This is a genomic window from Pseudomonas putida (assembly GCF_030159595.1).
Taxonomy (GTDB): Bacteria; Pseudomonadota; Gammaproteobacteria; order Pseudomonadales; family Pseudomonadaceae; genus Aquipseudomonas; species Aquipseudomonas putida_AC.
On sequence record NZ_BSKJ01000007.1, the window covers coordinates 280904 to 301539 of the forward strand.

The following is a 20636-nucleotide window of genomic DNA, read 5'->3' on the forward strand; positions in this document are numbered from 1 at the left end:
CAGCTATTTTGAAATTATTCCACTCAATGAAATTTTTAAGGGTTTAGCGAAAAATGGATTCCGATAAACGAAATGAGCAGGCCAGGGAAGTGGGCGTCAGTGCAGTGTCCCGTTTGTTCGCCGTATTGCGTGCGCTGGGCGACTGCGGTGGCGAAGGCGAGAAGGTCAGCCAGTTGGCGCAGCGGGTTGGGCTGGCGCAGCCCACCACTCACCGCCTACTGCGCAGCCTGATCGAAGAGGGCATGGTCGACCAGTGTGCGACCAGCAAGCGCTACCGCCTGAGCCTGGATTTTTTTGCTCTGGCAGCCAAAGCCGGGCAGGCTGGCAACCTGCGCGATGTGGTGCGCCCGAGCCTGTTGCGGCTGTCGGCATCGTTGGGTGATTCGCTGTTTCTACTGGCGCGTTCGGGGTTTGATGCCGTGTGCCTGGACCGCAGCGAAGGGCCTTACCCGATCCGCACCTTTACCGGCGACATCGGCGGCCGTGTGGCCTTGGGCGTGGGGCAGGGCAGCCTGGCTATTCTGGCCTTCCTGCCTGAGGAAGAGCGTGACGAGGTGATCCGTTACAACCTGCCGCGGCTCAAGGACTTTCACCACTACGACGAAGTGCTGTTGCGTGCCGAAATCGACAACGTGCGCAGCCTGGGTTATGCCGGGCGCAACACCGGGGTACTCGATGGCATGGCCGGCCTGGCAGTGCCGATCCTGGACCGTAACGGCCATGCGGTGGCGGCCTTGAGCGTGGCGACCATCAGTGACCGCCTTGGGCCTAACCGCATGCCGACCGTGGTGGCCTTGCTCAAGCGCGAGGCGGCGGCGATCGGCGAACGGGTCAACCCGTTCGACCCGGTGCTGCGCCGGCCTTCGCATGTGTTTGGCTAAGGCCTATTCCACCGCCTCGGCCACGCCTTGGTCTTCACCCAGGAACCCACCACTCTGGTGCTGCCAAAGCCGTGCATAGGTACCGTTCTTCGCCAACAGTTCGGCGTGGGTACCTTGCTCGATGATGCGCCCTTCATCCATCACGATCAGCCGGTCCATGGCCGCGATCGTCGACAGCCGGTGGGCGATGGCGATGACGGTCTTGCCTTGCATCATTTCATCCAGGCTTTCCTGAATGGCCACTTCCACCTCCGAGTCCAGCGCACTGGTGGCTTCGTCCAGCAGCAGGATCGGCGCATTCTTCAGCATCACCCGGGCAATGGCGATGCGCTGGCGTTGGCCGCCGGATAGCTTGATGCCGCGTTCACCCACCAATGTGTCGTAGCCGCTGCGGCCTTGGCGGTCACTGAGCTGGCTGATGAACCCATCGGCTTGAGCATTGGCCGCCGCAGCGCGTATCTGCGCCTCGGTGGCGTCCGGGCGGCCATAGGCGATGTTGTCGCGGATGGACCGGTGTAGCAGCGAGGTGTCCTGGGTGACCATGCCGATGGCGCTGCGCAGGCTGTCCTGGGTGACCTTGGCGACGTCCTGCCCATCAATGCGGATGACACCGCTGTCCACGTCGTAGAAGCGCAGCAGCAGGTTGATCAACGTGGACTTGCCGGCGCCGGAGCGGCCGACCAACCCGACCTTTTCACCAGGGCGAATGTGCAGGCTCAGGTCGTTCAGCACCTGGCGCTCGCCGTTGTAGTTGAAGCTGACCTTGTCGAACGTTACTGCGCCGCCCTGAGTCGCCAGTTCGCCTGCATCGGTTGCATCCTGCACCTTGGGGCCGCGGGTGAGGGTGGCCATGCCGTCCTGCACGGTGCCGATGCTCTCGAATAACGAGGTCATCTGCCACATGATCCAGTGCGACATCCCGTTGATACGCAGGGCCATGGCGGTGATTGCCGCGACTGCACCGGTGCCGACCTGGCCTTGGTGCCATAGCCACAGCGCATAGCCGCCGGCGCCAAAGATCAAGCCCACCACCAGCGCCTGGTTGACGATTTCGAACTGGCTGACCAGGCGCATCTGGCGAAAGCCTGTCTGCTTGAAGTCCTCCATGGCCGCGCGGGCGAAGTGCGCTTCGCGCCTGGAATGCGAGAACAGCTTTACCGTAGTGATGTTGGTGTAGGCATCGGAAACGCGCCCGGTCATCGACGACCGCGCATTGGCCTGTTCCTGCCCGACCTTGCCCAGGCGTGGCACGAAATACAGCATGGCCAGCCCGAACAGTGTGAGCCAGGCAATGAACGGCAGCATCAGCTTCAGGGCAAAACCACCCGCCAGGGCGATGATCGCAATGAAGTACACGCCGATACCGGGCAGTATTTCGATGACGGTGAACAGCACTTCGCGTACCGCCAAGGCTGTCTGCATCACCTTGGTGGTGACCCGACCCGAAAACTCGTCAGAGAAGAACGACAAGCTCTGGCGCAGCATCAGCCGGTGAAAGTCCCAGCGCAACCGCAGCGGCAGGTTGATCGCCAGCACTTGGTGCTGAACCATGGTGCGCATTGCCACCAGCCCGATGCTGGCCACCAGGACGATACCGATGCCCCACAACACACGGCTTTCCTCAGCACCTACGGTTCCCCCGGCCTGCCAGTTTGAGAGCAGGTCGACCACCTGGCCGAGGAAGGCAAACAGCCAGGCTTCGTAAACCGACACCCCGGCACTGAGCAGGGCAAGGGCAAGGATGTAGCCGCGGGCGCCCCGGGTGCAGGCCCACATGAAACGCAGCAGGCCCACCGGTGGTGGCGGCACTTCGTCAGGGGGGAAGGGGTCGAGCCAGCGTTCAAAAACACGAAACATGTGGGTCTCCGCAAATCAGGTTTTGCTTACCGGGTAACCATACCGCACATCCAGGCATTCGCATGCCGGCATAATCTTTTCTCATCAAGTCATCGCCCGATGAGGTCGCGACATGCGCGGTGAACGAAAGTTCAGGCTTTTGCACAGAGCCGGCTAACGCCCAGGCGGTCAGCCTCTTGTATGCGAGTCGTAAACAGGCATTAAAACGCACTTTTAAGACAGGCGCGTGGCGCCGCCATGCCAATGCTGACTTTCGACGACACTTGCTGCTGAAAAAACGACAGCAACACACAAAATAAAGAGTGACGCCGGCATGAATAAGTTGGCGTTTCAGAACCCTCCACCCGCGCCGGTAAACGGCCTGATCACGACATGGGCCAAGCCGGTTTCTGATCTTTTTTTCATATTCAGGCGTACGGGATACTTGACACGGATAAAGGATGTTTTAGCGCGCGTGTCAGCCGCATCAGGAACTGTCAGGCACATGCCCCGGCAGCGTTGACCACCGTTCAATCCCTCGCCTATGCTGTGTCTACACATAGTAGACAATAGATCGTTGCGCCGTTTTCATCTGCGCAGCGGGCCTGCAAACGTGCGCGTCAATCACCACCAGCGGATGGCGTCAGTCAGCCTGCCGGTAGGTTTCCGCCGATCTATTACTGCAATGGCTTGCTAATAAGCGAGTGCCAAACGTCTTAAGTATCCAACAATAATTAATACCACAGGGGACACGCGCGGTGACGAGCAGTACTGTTTCAATCGAAGATGTACCATTGAACCGATTCCACCAACTCATGACCTTGCGCGCCGGCGGTGGCTGGATTCTCGACGGTTATATCCTGAGTATTATCGGGGTGGTGATCGTGCAGTTTTCCGATTACCTGAAACTGGACTCATTCTGGCAGGGCCTGGTGGCCGCGTCGGCCATGCTGGGGACCTTCTGCAGTGGCTTCCTGGGTGGCTGGCTGACCGACAAGGTCGGGCGTCGTCGCCTGTTCTTCGTCGGGCCCATCCTGTTCATCGTTGGTTCGGTCGGCACCTTCTGGGTGGAGTCGGGCTTTGCGCTGTTCGTGCTGCGCTTCCTGGTGGGCGTTGGCGTGGGCCTTGAATACCCTGTCGCGGGTTCGTTGCTTACCGAATTCCTGCCGCAAAAGCACCGTGGCCGTCGCTTGGCCGGGCTGACCATCCTGTGGTTCGCGGGTGCTGCACTGTCCTACATGGTGGGCAATTTCATTCTGGCGCGTGGCGGCGATGATGCCTGGCGCTGGGTGCTGGCAAGCGCCGGGGTGCTCGGCGTGTTGCTGTTCATCATCCGCCTGAAGACGCCTGAATCGCCACGTTGGCTGATGAGCAAGGGGCGCTTCGACGAAGCGGATCGCATCATCAAGCAGGTCTACGGGCCGTCATTCTCGCTCGCCAACATGCCTGAGCAAGCGACGGAGCAAAAGGTGTCGCTGAGCGCGCTGATGCGCTCGGGCTACGGCAAACGCATGTTGTTTGTCGCGGTGTTCTGGAGTGCCGCAGTGGTGCCGATGTTTGCGGTGTACTCCTTCGCCCCGGTGGTGCTGCAGGCACTGAACCTGAAAGGCGATTGGGCCTCGTACGGCTCAGTGCTGATTACGCTGTTGTTCGTGGTCGGCTGCATTGTGGCCACCCGCATGATCGACACCCTTGGGCGTCGCCCGCTGATCATCCACAGCTTCTTGTGGTCCACCCTCGCACTGCTGGGGCTGGGCGTATTCTCCAACGGTTCGGAGGTGCTGGTACTGGTGCTGTTCGGTGCCTATGCGCTGTTTATCGGCGGGGCGCAAGTGCTGGAACTGGTGTACCCCAATGAACTCTTCCCCACCGAAATTCGTGCGTTTGCGGTGGGCATGGGGTCGTCCATGTCGCGTATCGGCTCTGCCGCTGGTACATGGCTGGTGCCCGTTTCGTTGCAGAGCATCGGGATCGGCAACACCATGCTGGTCGCGGCACTGGTTTCGCTCGCCGGGTTGATCGTGTCGGTGTGGTTGGCACCTGAAACGCGTGGCATGAGCCTGGAGGCAGCTTCTTCGCTTGAGCGTTGAGACTGTCCTGTGCTGCAAAGACGCCCCCGCAGGCTTGCCTGTGGGGGCTTCGAGCGTTGCGATGCTTCAGCAAGGTCGAGGGTTGACACCTCGCGTGTCGCTCCACCATTATCCAGCCTAATCCACGCAACGGGCTTCCCCTATGTCCCTGTCCAACCACGCCATCTTCGCTTCGGGCTTCATCGCCCAGGCAGGCGCGTGCGTTGCCGTTGCCAAGAAATCCAAGAAACAGCCGCTCATCTGACCGAGGCGCGCTGTCTCGTCAGGTGGGCTGACGAGACAGAAGGCGCCAGGTATCCCTGCCAGACCACTTCGACTCTTCACCCTCTGACGCTGACTTTCGGTCAACATCAGGAGTTTTTGCATGTCGAATTTCCGTGGTATCTGGATCGCCCTCGTCACGCCAATGCGCGCCAATGAAATCGACTTTGCCGCCTTGGAAAAGCTGGTGAAGAAGCTGCTTGAAGACGGCGTGGCCGGTTTTGTGGTGTGCGGTACCACGGGGGAGGCGGCGGCGCTGTCCAAGGCCGAGCAGCTGGCGGTGCTGGATGCGGTGCTGGCCTGGGTGGAACCGGCCAGGGTGGTGATGGGCTTGTCGGGTTACAACCTGCGTGAGCTGCTGGCCTTCCAGGCTGAAATTCAGCAGCGTGACATTGGCGGGCTGCTGGTCCCCGCACCTTGCTACATCCGCCCTTCGCAAGCCGGCCTGGAAGCCTTCTTCGCCACGGTGGCAGGTGCTGCCAGCGTGCCAGTGATCGTCTACGACATCCCCTATCGCACTGGCGTGCGCATCGAGCGTGAAACCCTGCGCCGTATCGTGCGCCACCCGCGCATTGCGGCTGTCAAGGATTGCAGCGGCGACAGCGAGACCACCATGGCCCTGATCGAGGATGGCCATGCCCAGGTGCTGGCTGGTGAAGACCTGCAGATCTTCAACAACTTGTGCCTGGGTGGCGCTGGGGCCATCTCAGCCTCCGCACATGTGCGCGCCGACCTGTATGTGCGCATGCTGCAGCAGGTCGACAGCGGCGATTGGGTGGCCGCGCGTGGCACGTTCTACCAGTTGTTGCCCTGGATCAAGGTGGCTTTTGCCGAGCCCAACCCGGCAGTGGTGAAGGCGGCGTTGCAGTTGCAAAACCTGATTGCAGACGAGCTGCGCGAGCCGATGCAAGCGTGCACGGACACGACCCGAGGCACGCTGCAACGCGTGCTGGGCTCACTCGGCGCCTGAAGCGGCAACGGCTGTTGGCGGGTTGACAAGCCGCCACACCCGGCATATACCGTTGGTTGTCAGGAGCTGCGCATCAATGGCGATGCCGCTGCCTCCACCCCGAACCCCAAAGAGCAAATGAGCTCTCTCCGCCTGCGGAGAGGGCTTTTTGTCGTCCCTGAAAAATAACAACAAGAGGTGTTCAACATGCGTCATGGTGATATTTCCAGCAGCAACGACACCGTCGGCGTGGCCGTGGTCAACTACAAGATGCCGCGCCTGCATACCCGCGATGAAGTGCTCGAAAACGCCAGGAAGATCGCCGACATCATTGTCGGCATGAAGCAAGGGTTGCCGGGCATGGACCTGGTGATTTTTCCGGAGTACAGCCTGCAGGGCATCATGTACGACCCGGCGGAAATGATGGAAACCGCCGTGGCCGTGCCCGGCGTGGAAACCGAAGTGTTCGCCCAGGCCTGCCGCAAGGCCAATGTCTGGGGCGTGTTCTCGCTGACCGGCGAGCGCCATGAGGAGCACCCGCGCAAGTCGCCCTACAACACCCTGGTACTGATCGACAACAACGGCGAGATCGTGCAGAAATACCGCAAGATCATCCCGTGGTGCCCGATCGAAGGCTGGTACCCGGGCGGCCAGACCTATGTTGCCGATGGCCCCAAGGGCCTGAAGATCAGCATGATCATCTGCGATGACGGCAACTACCCGGAAATCTGGCGCGATTGCGCCATGAAAGGCGCTGAGCTGATCGTGCGTTGCCAGGGCTACATGTACCCGGCCAAGGACCAGCAGGTGCTGATGGCCAAGGCCATGGCCTGGGCCAACAACTGCTATGTGGCGGTGGCCAACGCCGCCGGATTCGATGGTGTGTATTCCTACTTCGGTCACTCGGCGATCATCGGTTTCGATGGCCGTACCCTGGGCGAGTGCGGTGAAGAGGAGATGGGCATTCAGTACGCTCAGCTGTCGATTTCGCAGATTCGCGATGCGCGGCAGAACGACCAGTCACAAAACCACCTGTACAAGATCCTGCACCGCGGCTACAGCGGCATGCATTTGTCCGGCGAGGGTGACCGCGGCATCGCTGAATGCCCGTTCGAGTTCTACCGCACCTGGGTGCTGGATGCCGAGAAGGCCCGCGAAAATGTCGAGGCCATTACCCGACGCACCTCGGGAGTGGCGCAGTGCCCGGTTGGCAGCCTTCCCTACGACGCCAAGGAAAAGGAAGCCCGCTAAAGGGCGTGCCCAGCGTGCCTGCGGGCACGCTGTTTCACCGTTGAGGGGAAGACCATGCCGTTCTTGAACGACCTGCTGGAGCAGACGCGCCGCGATGCATCCTCCAGCGCTGCACTGAATGCCGAAAACTGCCACACCCGGACAATCATCGAAACCCACCTGCGTAGCGAAGACACCCTGCAGTCGCGCTTTCGCTTCGATGTCGCCGCTGTCATGCAGGTGTTACGCAACGAAGTACTGGGCCAGGACGAAGCCCTGCAGGCCATCGAAGATGTGCTCACGGTGGTGCGAGCGGATATTCTCGACCCGCGCCGGCCACTGTTCACGGCGTTGTTCCTCGGCCCGACCGGGGTGGGCAAGACCGAGATCGTGCGTGCTCTGGCCCGCGCACTGCACGGTGACGCCGATGCCTTCTGCCGGGTCGACATGAACACGCTGGCCCAAGAGCATTACGCCGCTGCTCTGACTGGCGCGCCGCCGGGCTATGCTGGCGCCAAGGAGGGCCGCACGCTGTTCGATCAGGCGCTGCTGGACGGCAGCCAGGGGCGCCCGGGGATCGTGCTGTTCGATGAGCTGGAAAAGGCCAGCAAGGAGGTGTCCCAGGCGCTGCTCAATGTGTTCGACAACGGCCTGCTGCGCTTGGCTTCCGGGGAAAAGAGCTTCAATTTCCGCAATACCCTGGTGTTCATGACCAGCAACCTGGCGGCAGACGAAATACGCCAGCACAGGCTTGGCCCGCTGGCTTCGCTGCGGCGTTTGCTGGGGCAGCGGGCAGGGCAACGCGAACGTTTGCTGGGCCTGGTCCGGCGACGCCTGGTGAAGCGCTTTTCTGCCGAGTTCGTCAACCGCATCGACAGCACCGTGGTGTTCAACGCCATCGAGCAGGAAGTGAGCGAGCGCATCGTCGAGCTGGAGGTGTCGCGCCTGAACCGCCGTCTGGCCAAGCACCACTGCCGCCTGCAACTGGATGCGGCCGTGGTCGGCAAGCTGGCCCGCGAAGGGCATGACGTGGAGTTCGGTGCCCGCGCGCTCAAGCGCTTCATCCGCCATGAGCTGGAGGTGCCACTGGCCGAGTACTTGCTCGGCAACCGTATTCCATGCCGGGCCGAAGTGGCCTGCATGACAGTGGCCGGCCACCTCGAACGCGGGCGTATCCGTTTTTCGGTACCTACATGATGGTTGCCACAGGACAGCGTGATGAGTAGACAAGACAGGCAATTGAAAGTGGGCTTGCTGTTCGCAGAGACCGGCGTTACAGCAGCCATCGAGCGCTCGCAGCGCTGCGGTGCGCTGCTGGCGGCAGAACAGGTGAATCGCGAAGGCGGTGTGCTCGGCAAGCCGGTACTGACCCTGGTCGGCGACCCCGGGGGCGACCCGGACCGGTATCGCAACCTGTGCGACGACTATGTGCGCAACCACGGCGTGCGGCTGATGCTCGGCTGCTACATGTCGCATACCCGCAAAGCCGTGATGCCGGTGGTCGAGCGTGCCGATGGCTTGCTGTTCTATCCCACGCCGTACGAGGGCTTCGAGTACTCGCCCAACATCATCTATGGCGGGCCGGCACCCAACCAGAACAGCGCGCCGCTGGCGGCCTACCTGACCCGCCATTATGGTGCAAGGGTCGCTTTCGTCGGCTCGGACTACATCTATCCACGCGAAAGCAATCACGTCATGCGCCACCTGTACAAGCAGCATGGCGGCGAAGTGGTGGAGGAGGCGTACATGCCACTGTATCCCTCGGCCGATGACTTGGCCCAGGTGGTGGAGCGGGTGGTTCGCTCTGCCCCGGATGTGGTGTTCTCGACCGTGGTCGGCACGGGTACGGCAAGCTTCTATCAGGCATTGGCGCAGCGTTACGGTAATGGCCCTCGACCGCCCATTGCCAGCCTGACCACCAGTGAGGCGGAAATCGCCGAAATGGGCGCCAAGGTGGCCCGTGGCAACATCGTCGTGGCGCCGTACTTCACCAGCGTCGAGTCGCCGCAAAGCCACGCTTTCGTCAGCGAATGTCGGGCATTTTTCCCGGCCGATGTGCGCATCACCGCCTGGGCCGAGGCAGCCTACAGCCAGATGCGCATGCTGTGTCAGGCGGTGAATGTCACCGGCAGCCTAGAGGTAGAGGTGATCCGCAACCACCTGTACCACACGAGCATGGACAGCCCTCAGGGCAGGGTGCATGTGGAGCAGCAGAACAACCATTCGCACCTGTTCGCGCGCATAGGCGAGATCGATGCGAGCGGGCAGATCTGCATCAAATGGCAGTCGCCTGCGGCTATTCGGCCCGACCCTTATGTGGTGATGCACAACCTGGATGACTGGACCGCGAGCATGGCGGGAGGCGGCCCTTCATGAGCACTTCGAGCATCCTGAATACGCTGCGCGAACTGCATGTAGGCATTGTTTGCCCGCCCAGTGAAATCACCGATGCCCTGGTGTTGCAACTGATGCGTATCGGTTGCTCGGTGAGGCAGTGCTGGCCACCGCCCAAGGCGTTCGACACCCACACCGACCTGGTGTTTTGCGGGGTGTTCGAAGGGCGCCACCATGGCGAACTGGGCAAGCTGCTGGCCCAGGGCGGGGGGCGCCTGACCGCTATCGCGCTGGTGGAGTACGAAAGCCCGACCATCCTCTCGCAGATTCTGGAGCTGGGGTGCCATGGCGTGATTGTGCTGCCGCTGGACAGCCACAAGGTGCTGCCGGCGCTGGTGTGCGCCAGAAGCAATAGCGAAGCCCACGCCCGTCTGATGCAGAAGAACGCCCAGTTGCAGGAGCGCCTGGAACACCAGGCCGACATCAACAAGGCCAAGGTACTGCTGATGGCGGCTCAGGGCTGGCAGGAGCCTGAAGCTCATGCCTACCTGTCGAAAGAGGCAATGAAACAGCGGTTGTCGATGTTGGAAATGGCAAGAAAAACCCTAAAACAATTCGAATGAGAAGAGGTTGCCATGTTGTACGGACTGGTTCTGCTGTATGTGGGTGCGGTGCTGTTCATCAACAGCATCTGGCTGATGGGGCGTATCACCGACCGCGAAGTGGCGGTGATCAACCTGTTTGTCGGCTTGCTCAGCCTGCTGGTAGCGGTCTACCTGATTTTCGTGGTGGGCGCGGCCGAAGGCATCAAGGCGGGCGCCTTGACCATCCTGTTCGCCTTTACCTACCTGTGGGTGGCCGCCAACCAGTTGCTGCAGGTCGACGGCCGCGGGTTGGGCTGGTTCTGCCTGTTCGTCAGCGTGACGGCGCTGGTGGTGACGGTCAGTTCCATCCCGGGCGCCGAGGGGCTGATGAAGGTGTGGGATGTGCTGAACTGGGCTGCATGGACAGTGTTGTGGTTCAGTTTTTTCCTGATGCTGGCCTTGGCCAGGAAGATTCAGCGGCTGGTGGCGGTGATGACCCTGGTATGCGCAATCTTCACCGCCTGGGTGCCTGGGCTGCTGATCTTGTGGCAGCAGATGGGCTAAGGGCTACGCGACCACCCTGAACGCTGATTCGATTCCTGTGGGAGCGGGTAAACCCGCTCCTACAGGTCTCAGCCTTCAGAAGCCCTTGCTTACCGCTGTCTGGGCATCGGCCCTTTGCTGCGCTTGCTTGGCTTGCACCTGGGCGATCTGCTGTTTCTGTACTGCTGCGTCATTGCCCCACAGCCGGGCCTGCTCGGCCACGAAGTTCTGCTTGAACTGTTGAGCCCGCATGGACCCGTCTTCAGCGTGAACAGCGCCGGCCAGACCAAGCAGCATGCTGCCTATCGCGATGGTATTTACCCGTTTCATGATGCACCTCGATGATCGCCCGCTTGTTTGCGGCAACGGTCTGGCCACTTGGGCGCAGTGGGCCATGCCAGGTCCGATTCAGCAGCCGCGCGTGTGATGCCCGGTTGCACGAATGCCAGCTTCGATGGCGGGTTTGCCGGCAGGTGCTTTACTTTCAGTGTTGGTGTTCATGATGCCTGCTCCCGCTGTTTCGAAGTTGACGTGTTTCGAGGGGTTCAGCTTCTCACCGAAGGCCTGTTCGGAAAATACAACGGCAGTGGTGCAACTTGGGTGGTGCTACAGGCGTGGTGCAACAGCCGTAGTATCAGCAGCGTGAGTGGCCAACATGACCAGATGGCGTGAGTTTCAGGAGGCAGCAGTTGAACTTTTCGGCTTGCCGCAGCCATTCGCCAATGCGCAAGACGAACAGGGCTTTCTCGATACGCAAGCCGCAGAAAACCTTCGAAGACGGCGCTTGTTCATGTTTGTTGCCATTGCCGTTTGGGCCGGTTTTGGCTATTGGGATTATTACCACTACATCCGCCATGAGCAGGCGCTTTCGCGCATGGACTTTTACTGGATTCTGGTATGGCGGCTGGCCGGTACCCTGGCGGTAGCCACGGCAACCTGGGTATCACTCACCACGCGCTTTGATAACGAGCGCTGGGTGAATGGAACCGTGGTGATTACGGTGTGCTTCGCCCAGACATGCCTGGTGGCGATGATTCAAATTGTCCCGGCGCCGTTGAATTACAATTATTATTTTGTCGGTATTGTCCTGGTTATCTTCTTTCAGCACGGCACCTTGGCACTGCTGGCGCGCTATTCCTTGTTCAGTACCGGCTATTGTGTGCTGCTGCTCTGTGTGCAGGAAGTAACGACTGGCGCTTTACATATCAATTTTTTCCCGGCCATGTTCTATTTGCTGGCGTTTGCATTGGTCGGCTGGACCATCAGTGTGCGCGCCGAGAAAGTTGCGCGGGAGGGCTATCTCAAATCCCTTGCCTTGAACAGGAAGAACGAAAGCCTTGAGCAAGCCAACTTCCGTGTCCGCCGCGAGAAACAAAAAGCGGACGATGCCCTGAAGGCCTTGTTTGACCAAGAAGCAAAAAAAGCCGTGGAAATCCGCGAAAAGGCCGAAGCCAGCACGCGCTTCGTCCGCGCGGCCTACCACGACACCATGCAACCCTTGGCCTCGATTGCTTCCTTGGCCTATGTGGGGGAGCGTATGGTCGAGCAGGGCCAGCATCAACGCCTGCAGGAGATTTTCCACGATATCGACGTGTCGGGCCGGGAAATCAGCACCTTGTTCGCCGGCCTGCGGGAAGTGTTCACCAGTGGCGAATCGCAACCGGCCATCGCGCCGTTTTCCCTGAATGCGCTGATGAGCGAACTCGAATCCCTGCATCAGCCGTTGGCGCAAGCCAAGGGCCTGCGCCTGAAACTGCTGCAGCGCCGGCAGGATGCCGTGCTCAATTCTGACCGGGCGATTTTCAAGCGCGTGCTGGGCAATCTGATCTCGAACGCCGTCAAGTACACCGAGTGCGGCGGCGTAGTGGTCGGCAGCGTGGCGGGCAGGACCACCGTGCGTGTCGATGTGGTCGATACAGGCATCGGCATCCCCGATGCGTTCAAGAGCAAGGTCTTCGAGGCGTTCTTCCAGGTCGATAACCCTAACCATGACGCCCGACGCGGGTTGGGGTTGGGGCTGTCGATCGTGAAGAATTTCATCGACCGACTGCCGGGGCATCGGCTGAGCTTCAGCAGTCGCCCTGGGCGTGGTAGCCGCTTTTCGGTCGATTGCCCGTTGTTCCAGGGTGACGGGCTGCCGACGGGCGTCAATGCGCCAACGCTGCAGGTCAATGGGCAACGCGTCGACATCGCCGGTGCCTATGTACTGCTGGTCGATGACGACAAGCGCATCCTCGACAGCTTGTCGAAGTCGCTGAGCCTGCAGGGCGCCATTGTCGCCACGGCCGAGGACCGAAGCACCTTGCAGGAAGCGCTGGAGCGGGCGCCGGACCGCTACCCGGACCTGCTCATCTGCGACTATAAATTGCGCGATGGTCTGATTGGCGTGGCGCTGATCGACCATGTCCGGGCGTTCTACGACTGGGCCCAGGTGCCGGCGATCCTCTACACCGCCGAGCTGTTGCGCCAACCGCTGCAGGACGACAGCTTGTCACAGGCGGTCAGCAAAGGCGAAAGCGCGGCCACCTTGATGGCTGCCGTTCAACTGCTCTTGTCACGCGGTCGGCTGGCCAACGCTGGCGAGGCCGGTGAAGACAGCACCCCCAGCACCTGACCCGTCTTGGCGAACAGGCCTTGCAGGCCATACAGGTCGATCACCCCGAACTTGCCATAGAGCCTGCTCAGGTACTGGCGAACATTGACCGGGTTGATCTCCAGGATCGCTGCAATCTTCCATGGCGCATTGCCTTGCAGCGCCAGGCGCAGGATGTCGAATTCGCGCGGTGTCACGCCCAGGTCCTTGGGGCCGAGCGGGGTAGCGGGCTGTGCGTAGAGCGAGGAGGAGGGTGCCTGGCCGCCTTTGCCAATCGCCTCGCTGGGCAGGTAAACCCCGCCGCTGAGCGCGCGGTTGATGGCTTCCAGCATCACTTCATGGGCACTGGCCTTGGGCACGAATGACGAAGCGCCACGGCGCATCACCTCATCCACGAAGCGCCGCTCTGACTCCGCTGACATCACGATTACGGGGGCCGTCACGCACTTGGCTGGGTCGGGGTCGGCCGGCGCCTCGCGGCTGGACTTGAACAGCGACAGCAAGCTGAGGCCATTGTCGGGCGTGAGGTCGTTGCTGGTGGTCGAGGTAGGGATGCACAGGTCGAGGAAGATCACGTCGAAGGCCTGGCTACGTACCAGTTCCAGGGCTTCTGCGGTACACGAGGCTTCCAGCACCTGGGCGTCGCGGTGCACGGCCTGGATAAGGCTCTTGACCCCGGCCCTGAGGATGCCGTGGTCGTCGATCAGCAGAATGCGCATCAGCCGGCTCCGGGTGGGGGGATGTGCATGCAGTATTGCTGAGAATGGGGCAGGTGTACCTACTACGGCTGTAGTGGGTCTGCTTCACGCCCTGAGCAAACATTCACAAGCGCGTTGTTTATGTCGCTGGGGTTCGGGCTCCCCCAGCGGCGTCCGGCAACTTAGACTAGTTGCCATCTACTCGAACATTGATTACATTGCGAGTAATTCTCAATCGCAAGATGATTCATCCATGTCCCGCTGCAATCCTTCGGTCGCAGTCCCCAGCGCGTTAACCGATCTCTACGATGTTCATCACAGCTGGTTGGTATGCTGGCTACGTAGTCGGCTGGGATGTTCGCATGAGGCCGCGGATCTCGCTCAAGACACATTCGTCCGACTGTTACTCAACGAGAAAACTCACCCGAAGAAGCTCCAGTTGCATAATCCCCGGCCATTTCTCGCCACCGTCGCGCGTCGGGTGTTGATCGATAGCTTGCGCCGCAAAGCCCTGGAACAGCGCTACCTCGACGCACTGGCTGAACAGGCGCAGACGCTGGCCATGTCGGAGGAAGACAAGCTGCTGATCATCGAGCTGCTCCAGGCTGTCGACTGCATGCTCGACGGCCTGGGTCGGAAGGTGAAACGGGCCTTCTTGCTGTCACAGTTGCAGGGCCTGGGATACAAGGAAATCGCTGCTGACCTCGGGGTCTCGGTGAGCGCTGTCACCAAGTATGTGGCCAAGGCCACCGAACACTGCCTGCTGTTCGCCCTGGACAACGACCTATGACGCGCGACGAACAACGCCAGGCCCTGCGCGACGCCGCCGGCTGGTTGGCCCGCCTGGCCGAGGCGCCACAAGACCCGCAGGTGAACCAGGCCTGGCAGCACTGGCATAGCCAGAGGCCGGCCAACCTGTGGGCCTGGCAACGGGTCGAGTCCATGCAGTCGAGCCTGCGCCGTTTACCGGCCAGCCTCGCTTGCCAGGTACTCGACTCACCTTCAACCTCGCCCAACCGGCGTGCCGTGCTCAAGGGCCTGCTGTTGCTCGCGGGCAGCGGCGCTCTGGGCTGGTCGGGCTACCGTCAGGCGCCGATCTGGCTGGCGGCGCACCACACGGTCACCGGCGAACGCCGCTCGCTGACGCTGGCCGACGGTACCCTCCTGGTGTTGAACACCGCCAGTGCAGTGGACATCGAATTCACCGCAGGTGAAAGGCTGATCCACCTGCGCGCCGGAGAGATATTGCTGCAGACCGGCAATGACCCGCGCCCCCTGAGCGTCATCAGCGCCCAGGGCCGTCTGCGGGCGCTGGGCACCCGCTTCAGTGTCCGACAGCTTGACGGGCTCACCCAGGTGAAGGTGCTGGAACATGCGGTAGCCGTACGCCCTGTGCAGCTTGATGCTGAGCAGGTGGTCCCGACAGGTATGGCCATGGACTTCAGTGGTGATCGATTCCAGACGCCATACCCCGTGACGCCGGCCGCCGACGCATGGGTAAGCGGGCACCTGGTGGTTAGTGGCTGGCCGCTGCAACGCCTGCTGGCGGAGCTGTCGCGCTACCGCAACGGTTTCCTGAGCTGCGCTGACGACGTGGCGGCATTGCAGCTCTCCGGCGCCTTCCCCCTCGATGACATCGACAAGGCCTTGGCCTCGGTGGCCCGTGCCCTGCCGGTACTTATCGTACGCCGCACCCGTTTCTGGACCCGGGTGGTTGCCACGGCCTGAATAAAATAGATTCGCAGTCACTGTCGAATTCCGATTTCCCGCTCGACCTATTCCTGAATCTCTTCAACACCTCTGCGAAGGACCAGGAGTCAGCATGCAATCCAAGCAACAACGCCGCGCCGTTCAACCCGTACGACACCCCCGCCCCTCCGCCATGGCCCTTGCGGTGTTCTCGTCGACACTTGCTTTGCAATACACCGTGCTGGGCCCGCTGCTCAGCGATGCCAGCCAGGCGCGTGCGGCCACGGTGCAAAAGCGCTATGCCATTGCCGCAGGCCCGATGGAACTGGCGGTCACCCGCTTTGCCGGTGAAGCCGGCGTGGCGCTGTCGTATGACACCCGCCTGACCGCAGGCCGTATGAGCCCTGGCCTGGAGGGCAGTTTCAGTGTCGAGCAAGGCTTCGCCCGGCTATTGCAAGGCAGCCCGCTGAGCGCGGTGTTGAACGGTGATGGCAGCTACTCCCTGGTTGAGGCTGGTGCCGGACAAGGCGTAATGCTGACGCCGACCGCCGTGATCGGCCAGGGCCTCGAGCCGGACGCCAACAGCTACAGCGCAGGATCCGCGGCCGTCGGCAGCAAGGTGGCGACCTCACTGCGCGAGGTGCCGCATTCGGTGTCGGTCATCACCCGCCAGCGTATCGAGGACCAGAACCTCAACAACCTGACCGAGGTGATGAGCAAAATGACCGGCGTCAGCCTGCAGAAAGGTGGCATCTCCCAGGCGGCCATGGGCAATGAAAGCAATTTCTTTTCGCGTGGTTTCGCGGTGTCCAATACCACCATCGACGGCGGCGCACCCTTGACCACGTCGATCGCCGGTTACGGCTCGCTCAGCCAGCTGGACATGGCCCAGTACGAGCGCGTGGAATTCCTGCGCGGGGTCGACGGCCTGTACTCGAGCACCGGCGACCCTGGCGGCACCATCAACCTGGTGCGCAAGCGCGCTTTGCACGACAGCCAGCTGGCCTTCTCCGCCTCGGCCGGCAGCTGGGACAACTACCGCAGCGAGTTCGACGTGACCGGCCCACTCGTGGAGAGCGGCGCCATCCGCGGCAGGCTGGGCATGGCGTACCAGGACAGCAAGTCGTTTCTGGACTATGTCGACACCCAGAATTCGTTGACCTACGGCTCGCTTGAGGTCGACCTCAACCCCGCCACCACGCTGACCCTTGGCGGCAGCTACCAGGACAATGACGGCGTTCCCTATTTCGCCGGGCTGCCGCGCTACTCCAATGGTGATGACCTGGGGCTGCCACGGCACACCGCGTACACCGCCAGCTGGAACACCGTGCGCGAAAAAACCACCCAGCTCTATGCCAAGGCGGAGCACGCCTTCAACGATGACTGGGCACTGACCACCGACCTTTCCTATGTGGACATCGATCGCGACTCCGCAGGCCTCTACTTTTTCGGCGCCGTGGACCCGGTCAGTGGAACCGGGCCTACCTGGAACAACTTTCCGAACAAGAGTGGCAGCGTGCGCAAGTCGGTCAACAGCTACCTGAAGGGTGGTTTCGACGCCTTCGACCGACACCATGACCTGCTCGTAGGGGTGGACTACACCGATACCATCGGCAGCGTCATCCAGCGTCGCGGCCTGCTCGGCGTGCCACTGGACCTGGGCGGTCGTACACCACCGGACGACCAAGGCAGCGTAGCGGTCAAGAAACAGGAATTGCCGGAGATCCGCCGCTCTGCCTATGGCATGACCCGGCTGGCGCTGACCGATGAATTCAAGCTGATCCTCGGGGGGCGCCTTTCCGACTACAGCTACCAGAACAAGCAGGTCTTCTACAGCAACGACACGCAGTCGCGGCCACCGACCGAGCACAAACGCGGTGTGACCACGCCCTACGCCGGCCTGACCTACGACCTGAATGATCAGTGGACCGCCTACACCAGCTACGCCGAAACCTTCACGCCGCAAGCCGGTTTCACCGACACCAGCGGTGCGCAGATTGACCCGGCCACCTCGAAGAACTACGAGATCGGCTTGAAGGGCCAACTGTTCGACGGACGTGTGAATACCTCGTTCGCCGTCTACCGCATCGAGCAGCAGGACTCGGCGGTGTATGACGAGGAGGGGACTGGGCCGGTGGGCAGCGAAGCCACCTGTTGCTACTTCAACGCCGGTGAGGTGGTCAGCAAGGGCTTCGATGCAGAGGTCAGCGGTGAGGTTGCCAAGGGCCTGCAACTGATGGCCGGATACACCTACAGCCGCCTCGAGGCCAAGGACGCCGAAGAGGGCCGCAGTGCCTTCGAAGGGGTTACGCCCAAGCACCTGCTCAAGGTTTGGGGCACCTGGCAGTTGCCGGGCGGGCTGGAGGACTGGAAGGTCGGGCTGGGGGCTATCAGCCAGAGCGCCACGTCGAAGTCGGGCTCGGTGTCGACCTTCGATCCTGGCACCGGCACCTGGGGTGAGCCCTCGGTACCGTACAAGTTCATGCAGGCCGGCTACACGATCTGGAGCGCGAGCCTGGACTACAAGATCGACGAGCACTGGTCGGCCACCCTCAATGGAAACAACCTGTTCGACAAGAAGTACTACTCGACGGTAGGTACGTCGCAGTACAACAATTTCTACGGCGACCCGCGCAACTTCATGCTGACGATTCGCGGCAAATATTGAGTCATTTCCCCAGGTGCATGAAAGCGGTCAGTGCTGATCGACCGCTCTCGACCCAGTGCAGCCCTTCGTGGAGGGCTGCTTACGGCCAATAGCAGACATTGATCTTCCTCTATGAGAGAGGGCCTCGTTGCCCAAAAGCCTCACGTGCAAAATCCAAGAAGCTGCGCAGCTTGGGGGTCATTCTGCGGTCAGGGGCGTAGAGCATATGCATTGGGGAAGTCGGCACCGGATACTGCGGTAACAGGCGTACCAACGTCCCATCACGCAGGGCATCACCCACCAGCTCTATCGGTTGTAGAACTACACCTAGACCCGCTACAGCTGCCGCCAGCAGCGGGTCGCCCTGATTGATCGTCAATTTGCTTGTAATCGGTACATCGAGACGCCCTTCCTGGCTATCGAAACTCCAGTGCGAGCGACCATCAGAATAGGTAAACCCCAAACACTCCTGTTGCTGTAGATCCCACGGATTCGTGATGGGAGGGCGGCGTGCAAGGTAGGACGGCGCAGCGCACAAAACCATCTGATAAGGCTCTAGTGGCATTGCCTTCAATCCACTGCTCATCAGCTCGCCGATGCGGAATACCACGTCGTAACCATGATCGACGATATCGACCAGTTCGTTCGACAGCGCTAGGTCAACAGACACTTCGGGATACCTAACCATGTACTCCAGCAGGCGCGGTGAAAGTACGCGAATCCCGAATGTAACTGGTGCGTTGATGCGAAGGCGACCGCTTGGTGTGCCGCGCGTGGCAGCGGCCAGACTCTCGGCAGCGTGCATGTCTGCAAGGATCAGCTTTGCACGCTGATAGAAGGCGCGACCGAAGTCGGTGAGGCTTTGCCTGCGCGTAGTCCGATGCAGCAAGGAAACACCCAGGTGGTGTTCGAGCATTTTCACCTGCTTCCCCACCAGTTGAGGGGACAAGTTGAGATCGTCCGCAGCGGCGCTGAATGAACCCGACTCAACCGCTTTGACGAACGTAGCCATCTGGGTCAGACGATCCATTGAAAACATCCTGTTTCTAGTTCTGTGTCATCGTAGGCCTTTATCCTCCACCTGCCAACGTCTAAATTTTCGTCACCCTTTGAGTGTCCGGAGACTTTCCGGATGCACATCGAGGCCCACTCAAAAACGAGGTATCCACGATGTCACGCATTGTCAGAATCCATGAATACGGTGACGCCAGCGTTCTGAAACTGGAAGATTTGGATGTACCGGCACCGGCAGCAAACGAGGTGCAGATTGGCGTCAAAGCCATTGGCTTGAACCGAGCCGAAGTGATGTTTCGCAATCACGCCTACTTACAGGAGGCTGAGTTCCCCAGCCGCTTAGGCTACGAGGCTGCAGGCATCGTGGTTGCAGTAGGTAGCGACGTAACCGAGATCAAGGCTGGCGATGCAGTCGCGCTGATCCCGCCTCTGGACATTGCTCGCTGGGGCACCTACGGAGAGCTGGCCAATGTGCCGGGCCACCTAGTCGTGAAGAACCCCAAGAATTTGTCCTTTGAAGAGGCGGCTGCGTCCTGGATGCAGTACGTCACCGCTTGGGGCGCACTGATCGAACAAGCGAAATTGCGGCAAGGAGACTTTGTCATTGTCACCGCCGCATCAAGCAGTGTTGGTCTAGCCGCCTTCCAAATCGCTCGTATGGTTGGCGCCACATCGATTGCGATCACTCGAACTCGCGCTAAGAAACAAGCCCTGCTGGATGCCGGCGCTGCCCACGTTATCGTCAGTGATGAAGAGAACATCGTCGAGCGCGTAATGGAGATAACTGGCGATCAAGGCGCCCGCGTAGTGTTCGATCCTGTGGGTGGGCCGTCCTTCGAACCTCTGACGCAGAGCATGGCCCGAGGCGGAATCTTGCTGGAGTACGGCGCACTCAGTACGGAGCCGACACCATTCCCGTTGTTCACCGTGCTTGGCAAAAGCCTGACCCTCAAGGGCTATCTCTACGCAGAAATAGTGGCTGATCCGGAAGCCCTGGCGCGGGCCAAGGCCTTCATCCTAAAAGGGCTGGAGTCTGGTGCGTTGCGTCCGATCATCGCCAAGGTCTTCCCCCTGAGCGACATCCAGAATGCCCACCGTTTCCTTGAGGCCAATCAGCAGATCGGCAAGATCGTAGTTACTGTCTGATTAGTGTTTACGGGGGCTGAGAGCAAATTCTTTCCGCCCCGAACTAACCCTCAGCCCAATGACCGCTTCTGGCTGATAGCCGCCCCTCACGAATGGCTACTATGGGTCGAAAGCAGCCTGCCGCGACAGACCGCTGTCGGC

The 20636-nt window shown here is 61.0% G+C and carries 17 protein-coding genes; 13 read left to right on the top strand and 4 right to left on the bottom strand.

Going from position 1 to position 20636, the window contains the following annotated elements; genetic code table 11:
• Positions 1–53: 53 nt before the first annotated feature.
• Complete coding sequence (locus QQL85_RS17725; RefSeq protein WP_025753220.1) at positions 54–881, top strand: IclR family transcriptional regulator; 828 nt, start codon at positions 54–56, stop codon at positions 879–881.
• A gap of 3 nt (positions 882–884) precedes the next feature.
• On the opposite strand, the gene QQL85_RS17730 is transcribed toward QQL85_RS17725, so the two are convergent.
• Positions 885–2738 (bottom strand): ABC transporter ATP-binding protein, encoded by a 1854-nt coding sequence (locus tag QQL85_RS17730; protein WP_284354586.1) that lies wholly within the window; start codon positions 2736–2738, stop codon positions 885–887.
• Between the two features lie 737 nt (positions 2739–3475).
• On the opposite strand from QQL85_RS17730, the gene QQL85_RS17735 reads away from it, so the two are divergent.
• The 7 genes from QQL85_RS17735 to QQL85_RS17765 all read left to right on the top strand — a co-directional run bounded on the left by QQL85_RS17735 (position 3476) and on the right by QQL85_RS17765 (position 10729).
• Entirely contained in the window at positions 3476–4807 is a 1332-nt protein-coding gene (locus QQL85_RS17735; RefSeq protein WP_284354585.1) for an MFS transporter, read from the top strand.
• Positions 4808–5171: 364 nt separating this feature from the next.
• Complete coding sequence (gene dapA / locus QQL85_RS17740; protein ID WP_284354584.1) at positions 5172–6038, top strand: 4-hydroxy-tetrahydrodipicolinate synthase; 867 nt, start codon at positions 5172–5174, stop codon at positions 6036–6038.
• A gap of 186 nt (positions 6039–6224) precedes the next feature.
• Positions 6225–7268: an aliphatic amidase gene (locus QQL85_RS17745; protein ID WP_110742469.1), complete on the top strand. Its 1044-nt coding sequence runs from the start codon at positions 6225–6227 to the stop codon at positions 7266–7268.
• 54 nt (positions 7269–7322) lie between these two features.
• Positions 7323–8444, top strand: a complete 1122-nt coding sequence (locus tag QQL85_RS17750; protein WP_284354583.1) for an AAA family ATPase — start codon at positions 7323–7325, stop codon at positions 8442–8444.
• A gap of 21 nt (positions 8445–8465) precedes the next feature.
• Complete coding sequence (locus QQL85_RS17755) at positions 8466–9623, top strand: transporter substrate-binding domain-containing protein (protein WP_284354582.1); 1158 nt, start codon at positions 8466–8468, stop codon at positions 9621–9623.
• On the top strand, positions 9620–10204 hold the full coding sequence (locus tag QQL85_RS17760) for an ANTAR domain-containing response regulator (protein WP_284354581.1): 585 nt from the start codon (positions 9620–9622) through the stop codon (positions 10202–10204). Before QQL85_RS17755 ends, QQL85_RS17760 begins: the two co-directional genes overlap by 4 nt.
• Positions 10205–10216: 12 nt before the next feature.
• Positions 10217–10729 (top strand): AmiS/UreI family transporter, encoded by a 513-nt coding sequence (locus QQL85_RS17765; protein WP_284354580.1) that lies wholly within the window; start codon positions 10217–10219, stop codon positions 10727–10729.
• Between the two features lie 75 nt (positions 10730–10804).
• Here the strand turns inward: QQL85_RS17765 and QQL85_RS17770 are convergent, their stop codons facing one another.
• Positions 10805–11038 (bottom strand): hypothetical protein, encoded by a 234-nt coding sequence (locus tag QQL85_RS17770; protein ID WP_284354579.1) that lies wholly within the window; start codon positions 11036–11038, stop codon positions 10805–10807.
• 325 nt (positions 11039–11363) lie between these two features.
• Between QQL85_RS17770 and QQL85_RS17775 the strand changes: the two genes are divergently transcribed.
• Positions 11364–13322, top strand: a complete 1959-nt coding sequence (locus QQL85_RS17775) for an ATP-binding response regulator (RefSeq protein WP_284354578.1) — start codon at positions 11364–11366, stop codon at positions 13320–13322.
• Here QQL85_RS17775 and QQL85_RS17780 read toward each other — a convergent pair.
• Complete coding sequence (locus QQL85_RS17780) at positions 13250–14020, bottom strand: response regulator transcription factor (protein ID WP_284354577.1); 771 nt, start codon at positions 14018–14020, stop codon at positions 13250–13252. The genes QQL85_RS17775 and QQL85_RS17780 overlap by 73 nt on opposite strands.
• Positions 14021–14252: 232 nt before the next feature.
• Here QQL85_RS17780 and QQL85_RS17785 point away from each other — a divergent pair, with 232 nt between their 5' ends.
• The 3 genes from QQL85_RS17785 (at position 14253) to QQL85_RS17795 (ending at position 18356) form a co-directional block, all read left to right on the top strand.
• Entirely contained in the window at positions 14253–14789 is a 537-nt protein-coding gene (locus QQL85_RS17785; protein WP_284354576.1) for a sigma-70 family RNA polymerase sigma factor, read from the top strand.
• A complete protein-coding gene (locus QQL85_RS17790; protein ID WP_284354575.1) occupies positions 14786–15727 on the top strand; it encodes a FecR domain-containing protein in 942 nt (313 codons plus the stop codon). The genes QQL85_RS17785 and QQL85_RS17790 overlap by 4 nt, the downstream gene beginning before the upstream one ends.
• A 94-nt stretch (positions 15728–15821) precedes the next feature.
• Positions 15822–18356 carry a TonB-dependent siderophore receptor gene (locus QQL85_RS17795; RefSeq protein ID WP_284354574.1) on the top strand — a complete coding sequence of 845 codons (2535 nt, stop codon included), beginning with the start codon at positions 15822–15824 and terminating at the stop codon, positions 18354–18356.
• Positions 18357–18465: 109 nt separating this feature from the next.
• On the opposite strand, the gene QQL85_RS17800 is transcribed toward QQL85_RS17795, so the two are convergent.
• The gene (locus QQL85_RS17800; protein ID WP_284354573.1) at positions 18466–19365 is read right to left on the bottom strand and encodes a LysR family transcriptional regulator; all 900 of its coding nucleotides are present in this window, start codon (positions 19363–19365) and stop codon (positions 18466–18468) included.
• A gap of 140 nt (positions 19366–19505) precedes the next feature.
• Here QQL85_RS17800 and QQL85_RS17805 point away from each other — a divergent pair, with 140 nt between their 5' ends.
• Positions 19506–20495, top strand: coding sequence for a zinc-dependent alcohol dehydrogenase family protein (locus QQL85_RS17805; RefSeq protein ID WP_284354572.1), 990 nt, complete (start codon positions 19506–19508; stop codon positions 20493–20495).
• The last annotated feature ends 141 nt before the right edge of the window (positions 20496–20636 follow it).